The following is a 17389-nucleotide window of genomic DNA, read 5'->3' as shown; positions in this document are numbered from 1 at the left end:
GCGCGGCGCGTATCCGCGCGCCGGACGCCATAGTCCTGCCCGAAGGTGCCAGATGCCCATCCTCCACAAGGTTGCCACCGTCCAGTTCGAGCCGACGATGTTCGAGAAGGAGCGCAATATCGCTGGCCTGATTGCCCTGGTGACCGAGGCGGCCGAGGCAGGGGCCCGCCTGATCGTCACGCCGGAAATGGGGACTACCGGATATTGCTGGTTCGACCGGGCCGAGGCCGCCCCCTTCGTCGAAACCATTCCCGGCGCCACCACCGCGCGTTTCGAGGCCATCGCCCAGGCCCATGACTGCTACATCGTGATCGGCATGCCCGAAATCGAGCCTTCGAACGGGCTCTACTACAACGCTGCGGTGCTGATCGGACCGGACGGTGTGATCGGCAAGCACCGCAAGACGCATCCCTACATCGCGGAACCCAAATGGTCCGCGCCCGGCGATCTTGGGCACCAGGTCTTCGAAACGCCGATCGGACGCATCGCACTCCTGATCTGCATGGATATCCATTTCATCGAGACCGCGCGCATCGTCGCACTGAAGGGAGCCGACGTCATCTGTCACGTCTCCAACTGGCTGGCCGAGCGCACACCGGCACCTTACTGGATCAGCCGCGCCTTCGAGAACGGATGCTATCTGATCGAGTCGAACCGCTGGGGACTGGAGCGCACCGTCCAGTTCAGCGGAGGGAGTTGCGTGATCGGGCCTGACGGCTCGATAGCCGCAATCATCGATGCGGGCGACGGCATTGCCTACGCAACGATCGACCTCGAACTGGCGCGCGACCACGACGTGCTGGGGCGGAAAGTGCTCGAACAGCGCCGACCCGAATTCTACAAGGAACTGCCAACCACCACCTATGCCTGGAACCCGCTGGATTTCTTCGGCCTCTATGGCCATCGTCCTCTCCCGCCTGGCCGCAAATCCCGTGTTGCAGTCGCGCAATTCGCTCCCTCCGACGATGTGGGAGATAATCTGGCACGCATCGAGGAGATGGTCGTCGCCGCCAGACACGATCGCGATGCAGACCTCATCGTTTTTCCCGAGCGCTCGATCACCGGACTGGGGCACGGCCTCGCCGAGAGCGTCTCCGGGCCTGCCGTGGAGCGTCTGCTCTCGATAGCGGCACGGGAGAACATCTACATCGTAGCGGGTATGGCAGAGAGGGCAGGCGGGCGCATCCACAACGCGGCGGTGCTCGCCGGTCCCGAAGGGCTCATCGGCAGCTATCGCCAGATCCATCTGACATCCGAGGACCATGGCTGGGCAACGTCAGGGGAGGACTGGCGGGTCTTTGACACGCGGCTGGGACGGCTGGGCCTTCTGATCGGCCATGACGCGATGTTCCCCGAGGCAGCGCGCATTCTGTCACTGCGCGGCTGTGATCTGATCGCATGTCCAGCTGCAATGCGGGAGCGCTTCTACGCCGGTCACCCTGGTTCGGCGATACGTCAGAGCTATCCGATCCCAACAGGGGCAGACCCCAGCCACTGGCATCATTTCCGGGTGCGGGCCGGTGAGAACAATGTCTTCTTCGCCTTTGCCAACATTGCCGATGAACTCAACGGCTTCCCCGGCAGAAGTGGCGTATTTGGTCCCGACACATTCGAATTCCCCCGACGCGAAGCGAATGCGGGGCCCGGCACTTCGCTCGTCTGCGCAGATATCGACACCAGCAATCTAGACAGCTGTTACCCGACCAATGTGGTACGACGTAAGGATATGATGGCAATGCGTCTCCCCCATCATTATCTCGATCTCGTATAGCGCCTGGACAATTTCCAGCATGTACACCGGAATGTAGACGGCGCTATTCGCAGCGTGCCCCAAAACTGCAACTGTCGCAGCCGAAAGCCAATCGGTCAGCCAAATCGACGGCGTTTCTCCATTGGATGGAATGCTAGAAGAAAGCTGCGGCAGTTTGCGGCGATCCCTCGAGCGCGTGAGCCATGAACTCCAATCCAGCGCGCAGCCGCTCGCGGCCTATCGGTCCGCCCAGACCGACGCGCACGATCTCGCTTGGCTCACCTGCGACGGTGAAGACATCGCTCACGACCACGCCGATACCGGTGCGGCGGACATAGCTGGCAAAAGCCGATCGCGTCCAGCCATTGCCCAGCGGCAACCAGATGTTGAAGCTCAGGGGATCGGAGAGATAAGTGCCCGGTTCGAAGAATTGCGATGCCAGCCTCTCGCGAGCGGCGGCTTCCGCGCGGATGAAGCGCAGGATAGTGTCGGCCGTGCCATCCTCGATCCAGCGCGTAGCCACGGCGACCGTCACCGGCGAGGCCATGACGGAGAGGGCTCGCAGTGCCGCGCTGAAGGACCAGCCGGCGCGCGCATCGGGCGCCACCACATAAGCAAGGCGCAGACCTGCACCGATGCATTTGGCCAGTCCCGCTATGTGCCAGCAGATGTCCGGCGCAATCGCGGCCAAGGGCGGCGGCCCGTGGGTTGGAATGAAGCCATAGGCATCGTCTTCGACGATCGGCAACCGATGCCGGCGCGCCACCGCGCAAATCTCGGAACGCCGCCTTTCGGGAATGGTAATCGTCGTGGGATTCTGCAATGTCGGATTGAGATAGAGCGCCTTGGGGCGATGACGCTGTACGGCCTCCTCGAGAGCCTCGGGCAGGATGCCGTCTCCATCGGTTTCGAGGCCGACGAGATTGAGGCCAAGCTGTGCGGTGATGGAGCGCACGCCAGGATAGGTGATCGCCTCGGACAGTACCGTATCTCCCGTTCTCGCGAGCAGGCTGAAGATGCCGACGAGGGCGGCATGTGCACCTGGCGTAACGAAGATTCGCTCTTGGGCAGGTACCAGGGCACGACGGCCGAGCCAGGCGGACGCCGCATCCTTGTCCATCGGCGCGCCCCCGAACCCCTGATAGCGCAGCAACGGCAACAGATCCCGGGCGACGCTGACGAAGCCATCCTGCATGCGGGCGACGAGTTCGGGATCGTCGGGCTCGGGCGGCATGTTCATCGAGAAATCGGCAAGCTGCTGGCGCCGCGGATCGCCATCGTCCCGCAGGGTGGCATTGCTGCGCACGAAGCTTCCGCGCCCGACGATCGACTCGATCAGCCCGCGTTTGCCTGCCTCGACATAGCCGCGCGCTACGGTGGTAAAGTCAATATCCAATGCTGCGGCGAGCTTGCGCTGCGGCGGGAGCCGCGCGCCCACCGCGAGGATTCCCTGTGCGATGTCCTGCGCGATGGCGTCGGCAATCGCAAGATAGAGCGGGCCGTCGCCGCGAACCAGGTCGGGTCGCCAATCCTTCATGCAAGTCTCCAGTCGCCTGACAAATTGACTGTATATTGAAGGCCTTCTTACCTGTCATCTGTCAATTTAGAAAAAATTGACTGCATCTTAGCAGGAAAGGCTCCTGTTGGAATCCGAGGCATTTTGAACCGAATACACGCACAGATTTCAGCTTCATTCAGCCATATCAAGAGAAAATTGATAGGAAAATTGAATGCATTTTACTGCCTTTCTGCAAATAATTGACTGTTTCAATGTTGGCACGATGATTGCCTTGCAGGGAGAGCGACCGCCGAGGGGCGCGTCCTGCCCATAGAGGAGTTCAGCATGCCAGCCGTCACCAAGCCCGCGCACCAGAAGGGCGATTATTTCGTCGACTACGAGCAGAAGCTTTTCGAAGACGTCAAAGCCGGACCGGGCGAGAAGGCCCTCGTGACCTTCCACACCGTGGCCTTCGAAGGCTCCATCGGCTTCGTCAACCTGCTGCAGGCCACGCGCCTCAAGCGCAAGGGCTTTGATACCTCCGTCCTCCTCTATGGGCCCGGCGTGACGCTGGGCGTCCAGCGTGGCTTTCCCAAGCTCGGGGACGAGGCTTTTCCGGGGCATCTCAACTTCAACAACCAGATCGAGAAGTTCCTGGCCGAGGGCGGCAAGGCCTATGCCTGCCGCTTTGCCCTGCAGGCCCTCTATGGCCATGGCGAACCCTCCCTCATTCCCGGCATCCAGCCGATCAGCCCGCTCGACGTGCTCGACCTCATCCTGCTCCACCGCAAGGACAACGCCTTCATCCTCGACACCTGGACGTTGTGAGGCACCGCGCCGGCGGGCCCGCCCCGCCGCCCGACCAATCGAGCGGAGGATCAGGAATGACCGCAAAGACATCGATAAGGGCGGCTGCCGTGCAGATCGCGCCTGACCTCGCCTCGCGAGAAGGCACCATCGCGAAGGTACTGAACGCCATCGCGGAGGCGGCCGGCAAGGGCGCGGAACTCGTGGTATTTCCCGAGACCTTCGTGCCCTGGTATCCCTATTTCTCCTTCGTGCTCCCCCCTGTGCTCACCGGCAAGGAGCATTTGCGCCTCTATGAGCACGCCGTCACCGTCCCCAGCCCGGCCACCGACGCCGTGGCGGCCTCTGCCCGGCAGCACGGCGTCGTCGTGGTCCTCGGCATCAACGAGCGCGATCACGGCTCGCTCTACAACACCCAGCTCGTCTTCGATGCCGACGGCACCCTGCGCCTCAAGCGGCGCAAGATCACGCCGACCTTCCACGAGCGCATGATCTGGGGCCAGGGCGACGGATCGGGCCTGGCGGTGGTCGACACTGCTGCCGGGCGCATCGGCGCCCTCGCCTGCTGGGAACATTACAATCCCCTCGCCCGCTACGCCCTGATGGCCCAGCATGAGGAAATCCATATCGCGCAGTTTCCCGGCTCGCTGGTGGGACCGATCTTCGCCGAGCAGATCGAAGTCACCATCCGCCACCACGCGCTTGAAAGCGGCTGCTTCGTCGTCAATGCCACCGGCTGGCTGACGCAGGCCCAGATCGCCTCGATCACGCCGGACGAGGGCCTGCAGCGCGGCCTCACCGGCGGCTGCATGACGGCGATCGTCTCGCCCGAGGGCCGGCATGTCGTGCCGCCCCTTACCGAGGGCGAGGGCATTCTCCTGGCCGACCTCGACATGAGCCTGATCCTCAAGCGCAAGCGAATGATGGACTCGGTCGGCCACTATGCGCGCCCCGAGCTCCTGCACCTGGTGCTCGACGGCCGCGCCGCCAGCCCCCTCGAATTCGCCGCCCCCCTTGCCGAACAACCCAATCCGAGGAGCCTGTCCGATGGAGAACCGAGCAACCCTGCCGGCGACGCAGCTGATCAACGAATTGCAGTCCTTCGGAGCGCGGCTGGTTGACCCGAAGGCCGGACATGAAAGCCGCAGGGGCGGCGCCGGACCATCCGACCACAAGGCCATGACCATCGACGGCATGACCGTGATGGTACCCGTCCACACCGCTCCGGCCTTCGAAAGCCCTTATCTCGTGGAAAAGCCCGATGCCTTGGGCCGAAGCCGCATCAGCCGGGAGGGTCGGCCTGTCGGGCAGGTCACCTTCCCGCTGCGGCCGCGCTTCTATGACCTGACCACGGCCGACGGTATCCCCTATTCCAAGATCGCGGTACTCCACGGCCGAGATGTGCTGGCTACGACCGTGCTGCAGACCTGCATTCGCTATCAGAGCCGCACCAAGACCTGCCAATTCTGCGCCATCGGCCAGTCCCTCGCCGCCGGTCGCACCATCGCGCATAAGACGCCGGCCCAGCTGGCGGAAGTGGCGAAGGCAGCCGTCGAACTCGACGGTGTCAGGCATATGGTAATGACGACGGGCACTCCGCGCGGTGAGGACCGCGGTGCTGCAGTCCTCGCCGACAGCGCGCGAGCGATCAAGGCTGCCGTCGACCTCGCGATACAGGCCCAGTGCGAACCACCGGAGGACGACGCCTGGCTCGCCCGGCTGCGCGAAGCGGGTGTCGACGCGCTCGGCATGCACCTTGAAGCGGTCACCCCGGAAGTCCGCGCGCGCATCATGCCCGGCAAGGCGCAGGTATCGATCGATAAATACATGTCGTCCTTCGCCGCCGCCGTGCCGGTCTTCGGCCGTGGCCAGGTCTCGACCTATATCCTGGCCGGGCTCGGCGACACGCCGGAGGCTGTCCTCTCGACCTGCGAGAAGCTGGTGGCGATCGGCGTCTATCCTTTCGTGGTGCCCTTCGTGCCGATTTCCGGCACCCCGCTCGAAAGCCACCCCACGCCGCCGCCCGCCTTCATGCACGCTATCCTCGCCCCCCTGTCGGCGATGCTCGTGAAGGCCGGCCTGAAAGCCGCCGACATCAAGGCCGGCTGCGGGCGCTGTGGCGCCTGCTCGGCGCTCTCCGCCTATGAGAAGGGATTGGCGAAATGATCTTCGAGCCATTCAAGCCGTTCGTCGCCAGCGAGTTCCAGGTCAAGTTCGCCACGCAGGACTGGGAACGTGTGGGGGCCAAGGCGCTGCGGCGCGCCGTCTTTTGCGAGGAACAGGGCCTGTTCGGGGAGGATGACACCGACGCCGTCGACGCATGTGCCATTCCCATCGTGGCACTCTCGATGCTGGCAGTCACCGCCGACCGGGTCGTCGGCACGGTCCGCATCCACGAGGAGACGGACGGTGTCTGGTGGGGCTCACGCCTTGCCGTCGCTGCCGACTATCGCAAGGTCGGTGCCCTTGGTGCCTCTCTCATCCGCCTCGCGGTCTCATCAGCCCATGCGAGAGGGTGCCGGCGCTTTCTTGCCCGTGTGCAGGAGCAGAATGTGCTGTTCTTTCGCCGGCTGCATTGGCGCAGCATCGAGGAGATCGAACTCCTGGGTCGCCGGCATCATCTGATGATGGCCGACCTCGATCACTATCGCCCCTTCGAAAACGCCGAGCAGGGCTTTCGCGCCCTTGCCCGCAAGGCTGCTTGAGGAGGTAGCGATGACGATCGATCTCGCCGACCTTGCAGCATCCCTTCGCGACAACAAGGGGATCAACAGCAAGCAGAATATCGCCGCGGTGGCGGCCAGCCTTGGCCTCTCTGCCGACATGCCCGTCCCCGTCGGCGACGATTGTGCCGTCATAGCTGCCGAAGACGGCCATCTCCTCTTTGCCATAGAAGGTTTCATGAACGAATTCGTCGCGCGCGACCCCTGGTTCGCCGGCTGGTGTGGGGTGATGGTCAACGTCTCCGACGTGGCTGCCATGGGGGGACGCCCTATCGCCGTGGTCGATGCCGTGTGGGCCGACGGAGAGGAAGGCGCGGCTCCGGTCCTGGCTGGTCTGAGGGCAGCGGCGCGGGCCTATGGCGTGCCGATCGTCGGCGGCCATACCAATGTGAGGACGGACCGCGGGCAGCTTTCCGTCGCCATACTCGGACGCGCCGACAAGCTCCTGACGAGCTTCGGCGCGCGGCTGGGCGACATGCTCATTGTCGCCATCGACTTGAGGGGACGCTATCGCGAGCCCTTCTCCAACTGGGAAGCGGCGACGGATGCGCCGCCCGCTCGGCTACGAACTGACCTTGAAATCCTGCCAGCCCTCGCCGAAGCCGGTCTTGCCCATGCGGCCAAGGACATCAGCCAGGGCGGCATCGTGGGTACCACGATCATGCTAGCCGAATGTTCGGGTGTGGGCATCGATATCGATCTCGGCGCGGTCCCCATGCCGCCCGATGTCCCGATGGAACGTTGGCTTACCACCTTTCCGAGCTTCGGCTATCTGATCGCCACCAGGCCGGCGGATGCGCAAGCCGTCGTCGACCGCTTCGCCGAGCGCGACATTGCTGCAGCTGCAGTCGGATGTTTCGACGGCTCTCGCGAAGTTGCTATCTCGCTGGAGGGTCGCCGCGAAGTCATCCGCAACCATGCAGCCCATCCGCTGCTCGGCCTGCCACGACAGGAGGCTGCGGCGTGAGCATCCCTGGTCCGCTCCGCATCGCGATTCTCACCCACTCGACCAATCCGCGCGGAGGAGTCGTGCACGCCCTGGCTCTGGGAGAAGCCCTGACGGCCCTCGGTCATGAGGCGGTCGTACATGCGCCGGACGCGAGGGCAGCGGGCTTCTTCCGGAAGGCGCAGTGCGAAACCGCCTGTGTCCCCGCCTCCCCCTTCGAGGGGGATACCTTCGGAATGGTGGAAACACGCATTGCCGACTATCTGCGTTATTTCAGCGACCATGCCCACCGACGCTTCGATGTGTTCCATGCGCATGACGGCATTTCGGGCAACGCCTTGGCGACGCTGCGCAAGGAACGTCTGATCAACTCTTTCGCCCGCACCGTGCACCATGTCGACAGGTTCGAGGATCCCCGCGTCGCAGCGCTGCAGGCCCGCTCCATCCATGGCGCAGACCGCCATTTCGTCGTCAGCGAGCATTGGCGCCGCAAGCTCGACCGCGACATGGGGATCGCCGCGACAATGGTCGGCAATGGCGTCAATGCCGCCTTCTTCCAGCCTGAGAGGGACGGCTCGGAATCAGGCCTGGTGCGTCGCCTCGGACTTGGACGAGGCCCCGTCTTCCTGAGCGTCGGCGGGGTGGAGGAACGCAAGAACACACTCCGCATCCTGCAGGCATTCAGCCAAGCACAGACCGTCTTGCCGGGTTCCCAGCTCGTGCTGGCGGGCGGTGCCTCGGTTCTCGACCATGCCGCCTATCAGGCCGAATTCAGGTTGGCCCTCGGCCAGTCCCGCCTGCTGCCAGGCTCCGTCGTGCTGGCGGGACCGATACCCCAGGCGGAGATGGCTGCCCTCTACAGGATCTCCTCGGCCCTGGCTTTTCCCTCCCTCAAGGAAGGATTCGGCCTTGCCGTCATCGAGGCCATGGCATGCGGGATCCCGGTCATCACCTCGCACATCGCGCCCTTCACCGACTACCTCGCCGATGACGACGTGATCTGGTGCGATCCCCTGTCAACGGGCTCGATCGCGGACGCGATGGTCGCGGCCATGCGTTCTCCTCAACGCGAAAGGCTGGTCCAGCGTGGCCTGGCGATCGCCGCGCGGCACAACTGGGCCGATACCGCACGCGCCCACCTACCCGCCTATCGAACCCTTGGAGCCCGCCAGCATGCCTGAGATGCGCTTTGTCATACGTTGGCCTGATGGCGAGGAGGCGAGTTGCTACTCCCCCTCCCTCGTCATCAAGGACTATTTCGCGCCAGGTGGCTCCTATCCGCTCACCGACTTTCTCGAACGCTGCCGCACCGCCCTCAACGTCGCCAGCGGCCGTGTGGAAGCCCGATACGGCGTGCCCTGCGCCCGAGCGCTCGGGCAGTTGCACGACATCGAGGTCCGCGCCCGCCGCTTCGCCGACAACCCCGCCCCCTTCGTCACCTGCATCACCTTTATCGAATGAAGGAGCTGCCCATGCGTGCCCCTCTTCCCATCCATCACAGCGTCGTCGTGATCGGCGGCGGGCAGGCTGGCCTGTCTGCGAGCTATCATCTCAAGCGGCATGGCATCGACCATGTCGTCTTCGAGAAGAACCGCATTGCCCACACCTGGCGCAGCCAGCGCTGGGATGCCTTCTGTCTGGTGACCCCGAACTGGCAATGCCAGCTGCCGGACTTTCCCTATGCTGGTTCAGAGCCGCACGGTTTCATGCCGCGCGAAGAGATCGTCGCCTATGTCGAGACCTTTGCACGGCGGACCGGTGTGCCGGTCCGGGAAGGCGTCGCCGTCACGCGCGTGGCCCGGAGAGACGAAGGGTTCCTGGTCGAGACGAGCGAGGGCCATGTCACCGCGGACGCCGTCATCCTCGCCGTCAGCGCCTACCACATTCCCAAAATCCCGGCCATGGCCGCCGGCGTCCCCAAGGGGATCGTCCAGATTCACTCCTCTGCCTACAAGAACCCCGACCAGTTGCCGTCCGGCAAGATCCTGGTCGTCGGTTCCGGCCAATCAGGTTGTCAGATCGCGGAGGATCTCCATCTGGCGGGCCGCACCGTGCATCTCGTCGTCGGCAGCGCACCGCGCTGCCCTCGCTTCTATCGCGGGCGCGATGCGGTGGACTGGCTCGATGACCTCGGCCAGTACGAGATGACGGTCGAAGACCATCCGCTCGGAGAGAAAGTCCGAGGCAATGCCAACCATTACCTCACCGGACGAGGCGGCGGCCGCGACATCGACCTGCGCCGCTTTGCGAACGAAGGCATGGTCCTGCATGGCCGTCTCACCGGCATCGAGAACGGGCGGTTGGCACTCGCCGACGACCTCGCCCGCAACCTCGATGCCGCCGATGCGGTCTATAACGGCATCTGCGCGCTGATCGACCGACACATCGCCGAGAAGGCCATCATTGCGCCGGAAGGGGCGCATTACAGCCCCGTCTGGCAACCCGGCGAGCCGGTACGCAGCCTCGACCTGGAAGCCGCCGGCATTACCGGCATCATATGGAGCACCGGCTTCCGTTCGGATTGGTCGTGGGTGGACCTGCCCTTCCTCGACGAGACCGGCTATCCCGCGCACCGGCGCGGCGTGACGGATGTGCAAGGCCTTTACGTGATCGGCATGCCCTGGCTCTGGACCTGGGGTTCGGGGCGCTTCCTGAGCGTCGGCCGGGACGCCGGCTTCGTAGTCGATCATCTCGCGGCGCTACGGGCGAACGAGATGGGCTCGACGCCTGCCCGAATGGCCGTCTGAAGGTACTTCCCCATGAACGCTCCGATTCTGATCGACCGACCGCTCGCACACGAACCGCAAAAGGCGCAGGCCGGCCTTGGCCCGGTGCTCCTCGGCATGCCGCATCTGGCCTTGAACGGCCTGTCGGAGACCTGGCTGCTCAAGGAACTGGGGCATCGGCACTGGCTGATGCTGGCGCAGATGGTCGGCCGGCCGGTACCCGACTTCAGGGACGCAGCCGGTGCACCCGTCTATGCCGCCTTTCGTTCGGTGGAAGTCTGCGAGGCGGCCTTCGAAAAGGCTCGGGAGAATGATGTCCTGCATATCCGCAGCGCGCTGTCGCGGATCTCGCGCACGCAGATGCGCAGCTGCCATGAACTGGCGATCGATGGCGCTTCCATCGGCTCGGTCATCCTGACCTCGGTCTTCGTGCATCGAAAGGCGGGGGCCTCCAACCATTCGATTGCCCGCATTGAGGTTGCAGGCCTGCCCCCATTTGCTGCCGTAACGCCGCCCCAACTTGCGCCGCGCATGCCCGACCATGACCCTCGGATAACCTTCGAGTGCTTGGAGTTCACGCCGTGCCCGAGCCAAGATTTCAACGGAGCCGGCTTTCTGTATTTCACGAGCTTTCTGGCCTTCGCCGACAGGACGGAGTGGGCCCTCACGCCGCCGCCAACACGGATCTGCAACGTTGCGCGACGCGACATCACCTACTTCGCGAACCTCGATCCGGGCGAGGCGATCACGGTCCACCTCGGCACCTTGCATGTCCGGCGTGACCTGCGACTTCTTTGCTGCCGCATCAATCGAAGCAATGACGGCACTCCGCTGGCGGATATCCGTACTTTAAAACGCCTTTGAAGGAGACGCCGCTTTGGCGACAGAAGACTTGGTGGATCAATTCCCATGACGAAAGCGTGCCGCGGGATGGCCGGCGGGCAGCCGTGGGCGACCACCCAATTTCTCAGGTAGCGTAGCGGTGCGATAGTCGCGCCACGCCACTTGTCGCGATGAAGGCCATCCGCCCGGCCGCGTCACTGTAAGCCGGCGGCACCCCACCGGCGATGAGTTGGCCAGGCGGCCCCTGTTATCGGCCTCAGGCTCCTGCCGATCATGGGTACCGTGCAGGAGAGCCGAGGGGAGTCTCACACGAAAGGCCGGCGGGCTACGCAGTTCCCGCCTTTTCCAGGAGGTGAAGCAGGTCCGGATGATGTTTGGCGGCAACATCCGGATGGGAACGCAGGCGGCTCTTGAGATGGTTGATGCCCACCTCCCGGAAGATCGGGTTGAGTGGATCGACCGTTACGCCCCGCTCGCTGCCCCGAAGCTGATCCGGCAACGGGATAACCGGTATCTTGGCGTGATAGCGGGCACCGAGGAAGAAGGCGACCGAAAAGCGTTCCGTGCCGCGCGGCGGCGTGACGACGTCGTGAACGTCGGCGCGCACGAAGCCGTTCGTCGCCATTTCCAGGAGCTCGCCGCTGTTGATGACGAAGGTGCCGGGTACGGGCGGCGCATCGATCCAGACGCCTTCTTCGGTGCGAATACGCAGGCCCGGCGTCGTATCCTGCAGCAGGACGGTGACGAAGCCGCCATCCTTGTGCGCACCGCCCCCTGGTCGCTGCCGGCGGCATCGCGGCCGGGGTAGCGGATCTGGGCGCGCTGCCCTATCTAGCTCGGGTCCATGATCGCTTAGCCAAACATCGCCGCCAGGAAGTAGACCAGAGCCGAAATGATCGCCGCGGCGGGAAGCGTCACGACCCAGGCGACGACAATATTGCTGGCCAGCCCCCATCGAACGGCCGAGACACGACGAGCCGCGCCAACACCGACAATGGCACCCGTGATCGTATGCGTGGTCGAGACCGGAATGCCCAGCCAGGTCGCACCGAAAAGGGTCAAAGCACCGCCGGTTTCCGCGCAGAAACCCTGCATCGGATTGAGCCGCGTGATCTTCGATCCCATCGTATGCACGATCCGCCAGCCGCCGGCGAGCGTACCGAGGGCCATTGCCGCCTGACAGGACAATACGACCCAGAACGGCACGTAGAAACTCGAACCGAGATAGCCTTGTGAAAACAGCAGCACCGCGATGATGCCCATCGTCTTCTGCGCATCATTGCCACCGTGCCCCAGCGAATAGAGCGAAGCGGAGACGAATTGCAGAATACGGAAGGTACGGTCGACGGCGAAAGGCGTTTGCCGAACGAAGATCCAGGACACCGCCAGAATCAGCACCAAAGCGAGAAAAAAGCCGATCGCCGGCGACAGGAAGATCGCCGAGACCGTTTTCGCAAGGCCTGAGAGCACGACGGCACTTCCGCCCGTCTTGGCGAGACCTGCCCCCACAAGCCCACCAACGAGTGCGTGCGAGGAACTCGACGGAATGCCGAGCAGCCAAGTGAGCACGTTCCACACAATCGCGCCCATGAGAGCGGCAAAGATCACCGCCGGCGTCACGATGCCGGGATCGATGATGCCGGTACCAAGCGTCTCGGCCACGTGCAGGCCGAAGAAAAGGAAGGCGATGAAATTGAAGAATGCCGCCCAGAACACGGCATAATGCGGCCTGAGCACGCGTGTCGAAACGATGGTGGCGATCGAATTGGCCGCATCGTGCAGGCCGTTGAGAAAATCGAAAATGAGCCCGACGGTGATGAGACCGACCAGGAGCGGCAAGGCGAGAGCTGTTTCCATCAGACGTTCTCGATGACGATGCCGCTGATCTCGTTGGCGACGTCTTCGAAGCGGTCGACGACCTTCTCCAGTTCGCCATAGATTTCGCTGCCGATGAGATAGGCCATGGCATTGCTGGTGCCGTTGATGCGGAAAAGGTTCTTCAGCCCCTCTTCGTAAAGCTCGTCCGATTTGTCCTCGACCCGCGTGACCTCTTCGGCGAGGGCGCTGAGCCTTGCCGAATTCGGCCCGATCTGCGTGAGCAGCGGTATCGCTTCGGCGACCAGATGCGCAGCCTCGGCGATCAGCACACCCATTTCCCGCATGCCAGGCTCGAATACGTGCTGTTCGAAGCGCCGAATGGTCTTCACCGTCTTGTTGAGCATATCGATCGCATCATCCATGGACTGGATCAGATCTTTGATGTCGCCGCGATCGAACGGCGTTATGAAGCTGCGGCGGGTTGCAAGCAGCACCTCGCGGGTGATCTCGTCTGCCTCGTCTTCGAGCTCCACGATGCGGCTGCAGTGCTTTTCGATATCGCCCTCGCCCGCCAGCATCGCCTTCATCGCCTCTGCTGCGCCGACGACCGTCTTCGAATGGCGCTCGAACAGGTGAAAGAACTTGTCCTCACGCGGCAGGAGCTTCTTGAACCAGCTGAGCATGCATCGAATCCGGCTGTAGAATTGTCACATAGCGGTCATAGATGAAAACCGTTGCGCGTAAAGGTCCGGTCGAAAAAGAGAACAGCATTCAGGATCTGCAATGGACCATTCGGCGATCAATGTCCTCGACGCCGGGCGAACGCGACAGCCGCGTCTCGGGCGGCATCGCTCCCGAGACCTTGGGCAGCGAAACCGGCCACCGCTGGCGAACGGCCGTGGCCGGCGATAGGCGGCGGCATCTCAATCTTTCGACACTGCCGCCGGCAGGCGTACGATCATGACAGTGCCGCCCTTTGGATTGTCGCCGGGCTCGACGACCCCGTGATGCTCGTCAACGATCCGCCGAACGATGGCGAGTCCGAGCCCAGTACCTCCGCGTCGTCGCGTAAAGAATGGATCGAACAGATGCGGCAAATCCTCAGCCGCAAGCCCGGGGCCTGAATCGGCGACGCAATACTCGATCCATCGGCTTCCCCCTTCATCCACCGTCGCCCGCGTGGTGACGATCACCTCCGATCCCCTAGGCGCATGCTGCAGCGCATTTTCGATCAGATTGACGTGCACCTGCACCAGGCGGTCGTAGTTCATCATCACCAGGGCGTCTTCCGATACCCGATTGACGAGAGTGACACCCACGGCCTCGGCAGCCGCCCGGCAGGAGCGGAGGGCCTCCACGAGTCCCTTGGCCACCGATTCAACCGCGCGATCATCCGGTGATGTGCGGCCATATTCGAGCAAGGCGGACATTAGTTTGTTCAGCCGGTTCACCTCGCGACGCAGCACGCCGCTGAAGCGCGGATTGATCTGGCCGAGTTTTGCATTCGCTTCGATCGCATCAAGGGTGGAGGAAATCCCGAACAGGGGATTGCGCACCTCATGCGCGACGCCGGCCACCAACTGCCCCATAGTCGCCAGAGTTTCGCTGCGCCGCAGTTTCGCCTGCAACGCTTCCCGTTCCCGTTCGGCTTGCTTACGGTCGGCAATCTCCTGGCGCAGGTCTCCCACGCTCTGCTGCAACTCTCGCTCATTCGCCTCCAGCAGATCCCGCGAAACCGTGGTCTCCTGCAACCGTTCGGTCATGAGATTGAATTGTTCGGCAAGCCTGCCGAATTCGTCGCGGCCACGGATGTCGATACGATGATCGAGATCGCCCGCCCTGATCGCTTTGGTGCCGTCGGCAAGCCTCTTCAGGGGTCGATTGGTCGCGAGGGCGAGCCATATTCCAACGGCCAGCGCCACCAGGAAATAGGCAGGAATGAGGTATCGGAGCGTCGCCTTCACATGTTCGATGGCGGTGTCCGCCTTGTCCTGGGGCTCCGACAGATTGCTTGTCAGCATCGGCTGGATCTGATCGTCAAAAATGTCGTCTATTTGTTCGGCGAGTTGGGCGAACCGTCGCGCATCCGCGCTGATCCGGGTCTCGCCGGCGATCAGCGCCCTGGTGTTGGCGAATACCTTTAGATGCCGCCCGCGCAATCCTTCGTGGAGTTGCCGGTCCCGGTCCACCGAGATCAATTCGCGATACCGGGCCAGGGCATTGTGCTGCTCGCCAACCTTCTTAACCAGATACTGGCGTTCCGGATCGGCCGTCCGGTACTTGAACATGGTCAGCCAGAAACCAATTTCAGCGGTTTCGGCCTCGATGTTGGTGAGGGCTAGCAACCTGTCGTTCCTGTCGGGCCGGCCATCCGGTGCCGCCCCTTCGTGTTGGGCGTCGATCAGAGTGTCGATTTCCTCCAGCAGGGCCGTCGTGTCCCCGAATATCGCGTCGAGCCGGTCGCGCTCGTCCATCAGTTCTACGCCGGCAGCGACGAGCCTTTTTTGCTGTGCACGGACCTCGCGCCCCAATCCGCGTGCCCGATCGCTCGTAGCGAGTTGCATGTAGATGGCATGGCGTCCGGTAAAGTCCTCTTCGTCCCGTGCTATCTCGGCTTTGACTTTGGGCTGGGGGTCCCGGACATAGCGCAACACCCCGTTCGTATATTCCTCGGCATTCTTCTCCATCTCCAGCGCGGCGATACTGAACGGCACGCTGACGCTGTCGAGCGTCGCCAAATAGCCGGCGACACTGTCCAGATTGCGGTAGACGTGCAGCAGCACCAGCAAGCCGAGCGTAACGATGATGGTGATGCTGGCATAAATCTTGACCTTGAACATATCGCCCCTGCGACCGCAGAAGGACGCCAATACCCAGGTCCAAGCTGCGGAATGGCGGCCGGTAACAGGCCTTTTACGACGTCTTGATGCCGTAGCTCTTGATTTTCAGGTACAGCGTGCTGCGTGGGACGGCAAGGCGTAGCGCCGCCTGCGCCACCCTGCCCTCCTCTTCCGCCAGGACGCGTTCGATATGTTGCCGTTCGACCTCTTCGAGCGTGAGGTTGGTATCGGGGCAGGCCAAGGTCCCACCGAGCATGAGGTTGAAGCGCAGGTCATGCGGCATGATGCGGTCGTGTTCGCACAGCAATGTCGCACGCTCGAGCACATTTCGCAGTTCGCGTATGTTCCCAGGCCACGCATAGCTGCAGAGAGTTCCCATCGCCTCGTCGGAAAGGTCCAGCTGGCGACCACGGCTGGCCGGAATTTGGGCTAGCAACGTGCTGGCAAGCACGGGAATATCCTCTATCCGATCGCGCAGGGCAGGAACCAGAAGCGGAATCGCGCTGATCCGAAAATAGAGATCGCTGCGAAAAGTGCCTTTCCCGACTTCCTCGGCCAGATCCTTGTGGGTGGCTGCAATGAGTGCAATGTCGATCTCGCGCTCGCGAACTGCGCCCAGGCGGCGAAAACGCTTTTCTTCCAGCGCCTTCAGCAATTTGGATTGCACGCGCATATCCATGTCGCCGATCTCGTCGAGGAACACGGTTCCGCCATCGGCGACTTCCAGCAACCCGCACTTGGCGACTACGGCGCCGGTGAAGGCGCCCTTTTCGTGCCCGAATAACTCGGCTTCGAGAAAGTCATGGGACAATCCCGCGCAGTTGAGGTCGACGAACGGCTCTTCGGCGCGCGGACCATTGCGATGCAGCCATTTTGCAAGCTGGCTCTTGCCGCTGCCTGTCTCTCCCAGAATGAGGACTGGGCTCGATGTACCACGTATCTTGATCGCTTGAGCCGCCAGTTTTTTGATCGCCGCGCTTTGGCCGGCAAACGGATCGACACGTTCGCGGCTTTCACGGGTGGCGACGGCGCGCTGCTGACGCTGAAGCCGCTGATTGGCGAACAAGCGCTTCAGGATGGCGTGCAGCACGGGCAGTTCGATAGGCTTGGTCAGGAATTGCTCGGCGCCTTCCTTGACCGCCTCAACCGCCAGTTCAATGGTGCCATAGGCCGTCAGCACGATGAGGGGAACACCGGGGTCGACCTGCTTGAATGCGCGCAACAGATCGAGGGCGGTGCCATCGTGTAACCGGTAATCGATAACCGCGGCGTCCGGTGTGGACGCCTGAAACAGCTCCTTCGCCTTCTGGCAGCTGTCGGCTTCGAAAACGCGGTATCCCTGCGATTCCAGAAAGGCATGCACCCCAAAACGAATGCTATCTTCATCGTCGACGATCAATATGCGCTTGCTTGACAAGGTGTGCCCTCCGCAGATTCC

General features: G+C 63.1%; 15 protein-coding genes and 1 pseudogene. 10 read left to right on the top strand and 6 right to left on the bottom strand.

The window, feature by feature from the left end:
• Nucleotides 1-52 precede the first annotated feature (52 nt).
• Nucleotides 53-1771, top strand: coding sequence for a nitrilase-related carbon-nitrogen hydrolase (locus QM672_RS23010; protein ID WP_415085370.1), 1719 nt, complete (start codon nucleotides 53-55; stop codon nucleotides 1769-1771).
• Nucleotides 1772-1904: 133 nt separating this feature from the next.
• On the opposite strand, the gene QM672_RS23005 is transcribed toward QM672_RS23010, so the two are convergent.
• Entirely contained in the window at nucleotides 1905-3287 is a 1383-nt protein-coding gene (locus QM672_RS23005) for a PLP-dependent aminotransferase family protein (protein ID WP_311940243.1), read from the bottom strand.
• Nucleotides 3288-3593: 306 nt separating this feature from the next.
• On the opposite strand from QM672_RS23005, the gene QM672_RS23000 reads away from it, so the two are divergent.
• From QM672_RS23000 to QM672_RS22960, 9 genes are all read left to right on the top strand, one after another.
• Complete coding sequence (locus tag QM672_RS23000; RefSeq protein WP_311940241.1) at nucleotides 3594-4076, top strand: MSMEG_0572/Sll0783 family nitrogen starvation response protein; 483 nt, start codon at nucleotides 3594-3596, stop codon at nucleotides 4074-4076.
• A 56-nt stretch (nucleotides 4077-4132) separates the two neighbouring features.
• Nucleotides 4133-5176: a Nit6803 family nitrilase gene (locus QM672_RS22995; RefSeq protein ID WP_415085367.1), complete on the top strand. Its 1044-nt coding sequence runs from the start codon at nucleotides 4133-4135 to the stop codon at nucleotides 5174-5176.
• Nucleotides 5103-6221, top strand: coding sequence for an MSMEG_0568 family radical SAM protein (locus QM672_RS22990; protein WP_415085365.1), 1119 nt, complete (start codon nucleotides 5103-5105; stop codon nucleotides 6219-6221). The genes QM672_RS22995 and QM672_RS22990 overlap by 74 nt, the downstream gene beginning before the upstream one ends.
• Nucleotides 6218-6760, top strand: coding sequence for an MSMEG_0567/Sll0786 family nitrogen starvation N-acetyltransferase (locus QM672_RS22985; protein WP_311940235.1), 543 nt, complete (start codon nucleotides 6218-6220; stop codon nucleotides 6758-6760). Before QM672_RS22990 ends, QM672_RS22985 begins: the two co-directional genes overlap by 4 nt.
• A 10-nt stretch (nucleotides 6761-6770) precedes the next feature.
• On the top strand, nucleotides 6771-7745 hold the full coding sequence (locus QM672_RS22980; protein ID WP_415085363.1) for a sll0787 family AIR synthase-like protein: 975 nt from the start codon (nucleotides 6771-6773) through the stop codon (nucleotides 7743-7745).
• Complete coding sequence (locus tag QM672_RS22975) at nucleotides 7742-8905, top strand: MSMEG_0565 family glycosyltransferase (RefSeq protein ID WP_415085361.1); 1164 nt, start codon at nucleotides 7742-7744, stop codon at nucleotides 8903-8905. The genes QM672_RS22980 and QM672_RS22975 overlap by 4 nt, the downstream gene beginning before the upstream one ends.
• Complete coding sequence (locus tag QM672_RS22970; protein ID WP_415085359.1) at nucleotides 8898-9185, top strand: MSMEG_0570 family nitrogen starvation response protein; 288 nt, start codon at nucleotides 8898-8900, stop codon at nucleotides 9183-9185. Before QM672_RS22975 ends, QM672_RS22970 begins: the two co-directional genes overlap by 8 nt.
• Nucleotides 9186-9196: 11 nt before the next feature.
• The gene (locus tag QM672_RS22965) at nucleotides 9197-10471 is read left to right on the top strand and encodes an MSMEG_0569 family flavin-dependent oxidoreductase (protein WP_415085357.1); all 1275 of its coding nucleotides are present in this window, start codon (nucleotides 9197-9199) and stop codon (nucleotides 10469-10471) included.
• An 84-nt stretch (nucleotides 10472-10555) separates the two neighbouring features.
• Complete coding sequence (locus QM672_RS22960) at nucleotides 10556-11314, top strand: Pnap_2097 family protein (RefSeq protein ID WP_415085355.1); 759 nt, start codon at nucleotides 10556-10558, stop codon at nucleotides 11312-11314.
• Between the two features lie 304 nt (nucleotides 11315-11618).
• Here the strand turns inward: QM672_RS22960 and QM672_RS22955 are convergent.
• From QM672_RS22955 to QM672_RS22935, 5 genes and pseudogenes are all read right to left on the bottom strand, one after another.
• Nucleotides 11619-12106 (bottom strand): annotated as a pseudogene (locus tag QM672_RS22955) (2OG-Fe(II) oxygenase family protein); the annotation flags it as partial.
• 39 nt (nucleotides 12107-12145) lie between these two features.
• Entirely contained in the window at nucleotides 12146-13150 is a 1005-nt protein-coding gene (locus QM672_RS22950; protein WP_367626358.1) for an inorganic phosphate transporter, read from the bottom strand.
• Nucleotides 13150-13794, bottom strand: coding sequence for a DUF47 family protein (locus tag QM672_RS22945; protein ID WP_367626359.1), 645 nt, complete (start codon nucleotides 13792-13794; stop codon nucleotides 13150-13152). Before QM672_RS22945 ends, QM672_RS22950 begins: the two co-directional genes overlap by 1 nt.
• A 240-nt stretch (nucleotides 13795-14034) precedes the next feature.
• The gene (locus tag QM672_RS22940; RefSeq protein ID WP_415085352.1) at nucleotides 14035-15951 is read right to left on the bottom strand and encodes an ATP-binding protein; all 1917 of its coding nucleotides are present in this window, start codon (nucleotides 15949-15951) and stop codon (nucleotides 14035-14037) included.
• A gap of 73 nt (nucleotides 15952-16024) precedes the next feature.
• A complete protein-coding gene (locus QM672_RS22935; RefSeq protein ID WP_415085350.1) occupies nucleotides 16025-17368 on the bottom strand; it encodes a sigma-54-dependent transcriptional regulator in 1344 nt (447 codons plus the stop codon).
• Nucleotides 17369-17389 lie beyond the last annotated feature (21 nt).

This window comes from Labrys sp. (in: a-proteobacteria) (genome assembly GCF_047605565.1).
GTDB lineage: Bacteria > Pseudomonadota > Alphaproteobacteria > Rhizobiales > Labraceae > Labrys > Labrys neptuniae.
This window is presented reverse-complemented; position numbering and strand designations above follow the sequence as displayed.

What these genes read in the sequence shown, in the direction of transcription:
- QM672_RS23010 (WP_415085370.1), top strand. Translation starts at nt 53, where the DNA reads ATGCCCATCCTCCACAAGGTTGCCACCGTCCAGTTCGAGCCGACGATG.
- QM672_RS23005 (WP_311940243.1), bottom strand. Translation starts at nt 3,287, where the DNA reads ATGAAGGATTGGCGACCCGACCTGGTTCGCGGCGACGGCCCGCTCTAT.
- QM672_RS23000 (WP_311940241.1), top strand. Translation starts at nt 3,594, where the DNA reads ATGCCAGCCGTCACCAAGCCCGCGCACCAGAAGGGCGATTATTTCGTC.
- QM672_RS22995 (WP_415085367.1), top strand. Translation starts at nt 4,133, where the DNA reads ATGACCGCAAAGACATCGATAAGGGCGGCTGCCGTGCAGATCGCGCCT.
- QM672_RS22990 (WP_415085365.1), top strand. Translation starts at nt 5,103, where the DNA reads ATGGAGAACCGAGCAACCCTGCCGGCGACGCAGCTGATCAACGAATTG.
- QM672_RS22985 (WP_311940235.1), top strand. Translation starts at nt 6,218, where the DNA reads ATGATCTTCGAGCCATTCAAGCCGTTCGTCGCCAGCGAGTTCCAGGTC.
- QM672_RS22980 (WP_415085363.1), top strand. Translation starts at nt 6,771, where the DNA reads ATGACGATCGATCTCGCCGACCTTGCAGCATCCCTTCGCGACAACAAG.
- QM672_RS22970 (WP_415085359.1), top strand. Translation starts at nt 8,898, where the DNA reads ATGCCTGAGATGCGCTTTGTCATACGTTGGCCTGATGGCGAGGAGGCG.
- QM672_RS22965 (WP_415085357.1), top strand. Translation starts at nt 9,197, where the DNA reads ATGCGTGCCCCTCTTCCCATCCATCACAGCGTCGTCGTGATCGGCGGC.
- QM672_RS22950 (WP_367626358.1), bottom strand. Translation starts at nt 13,150, where the DNA reads ATGGAAACAGCTCTCGCCTTGCCGCTCCTGGTCGGTCTCATCACCGTC.
- QM672_RS22945 (WP_367626359.1), bottom strand. Translation starts at nt 13,794, where the DNA reads ATGCTCAGCTGGTTCAAGAAGCTCCTGCCGCGTGAGGACAAGTTCTTT.
- QM672_RS22940 (WP_415085352.1), bottom strand. Translation starts at nt 15,951, where the DNA reads ATGTTCAAGGTCAAGATTTATGCCAGCATCACCATCATCGTTACGCTC.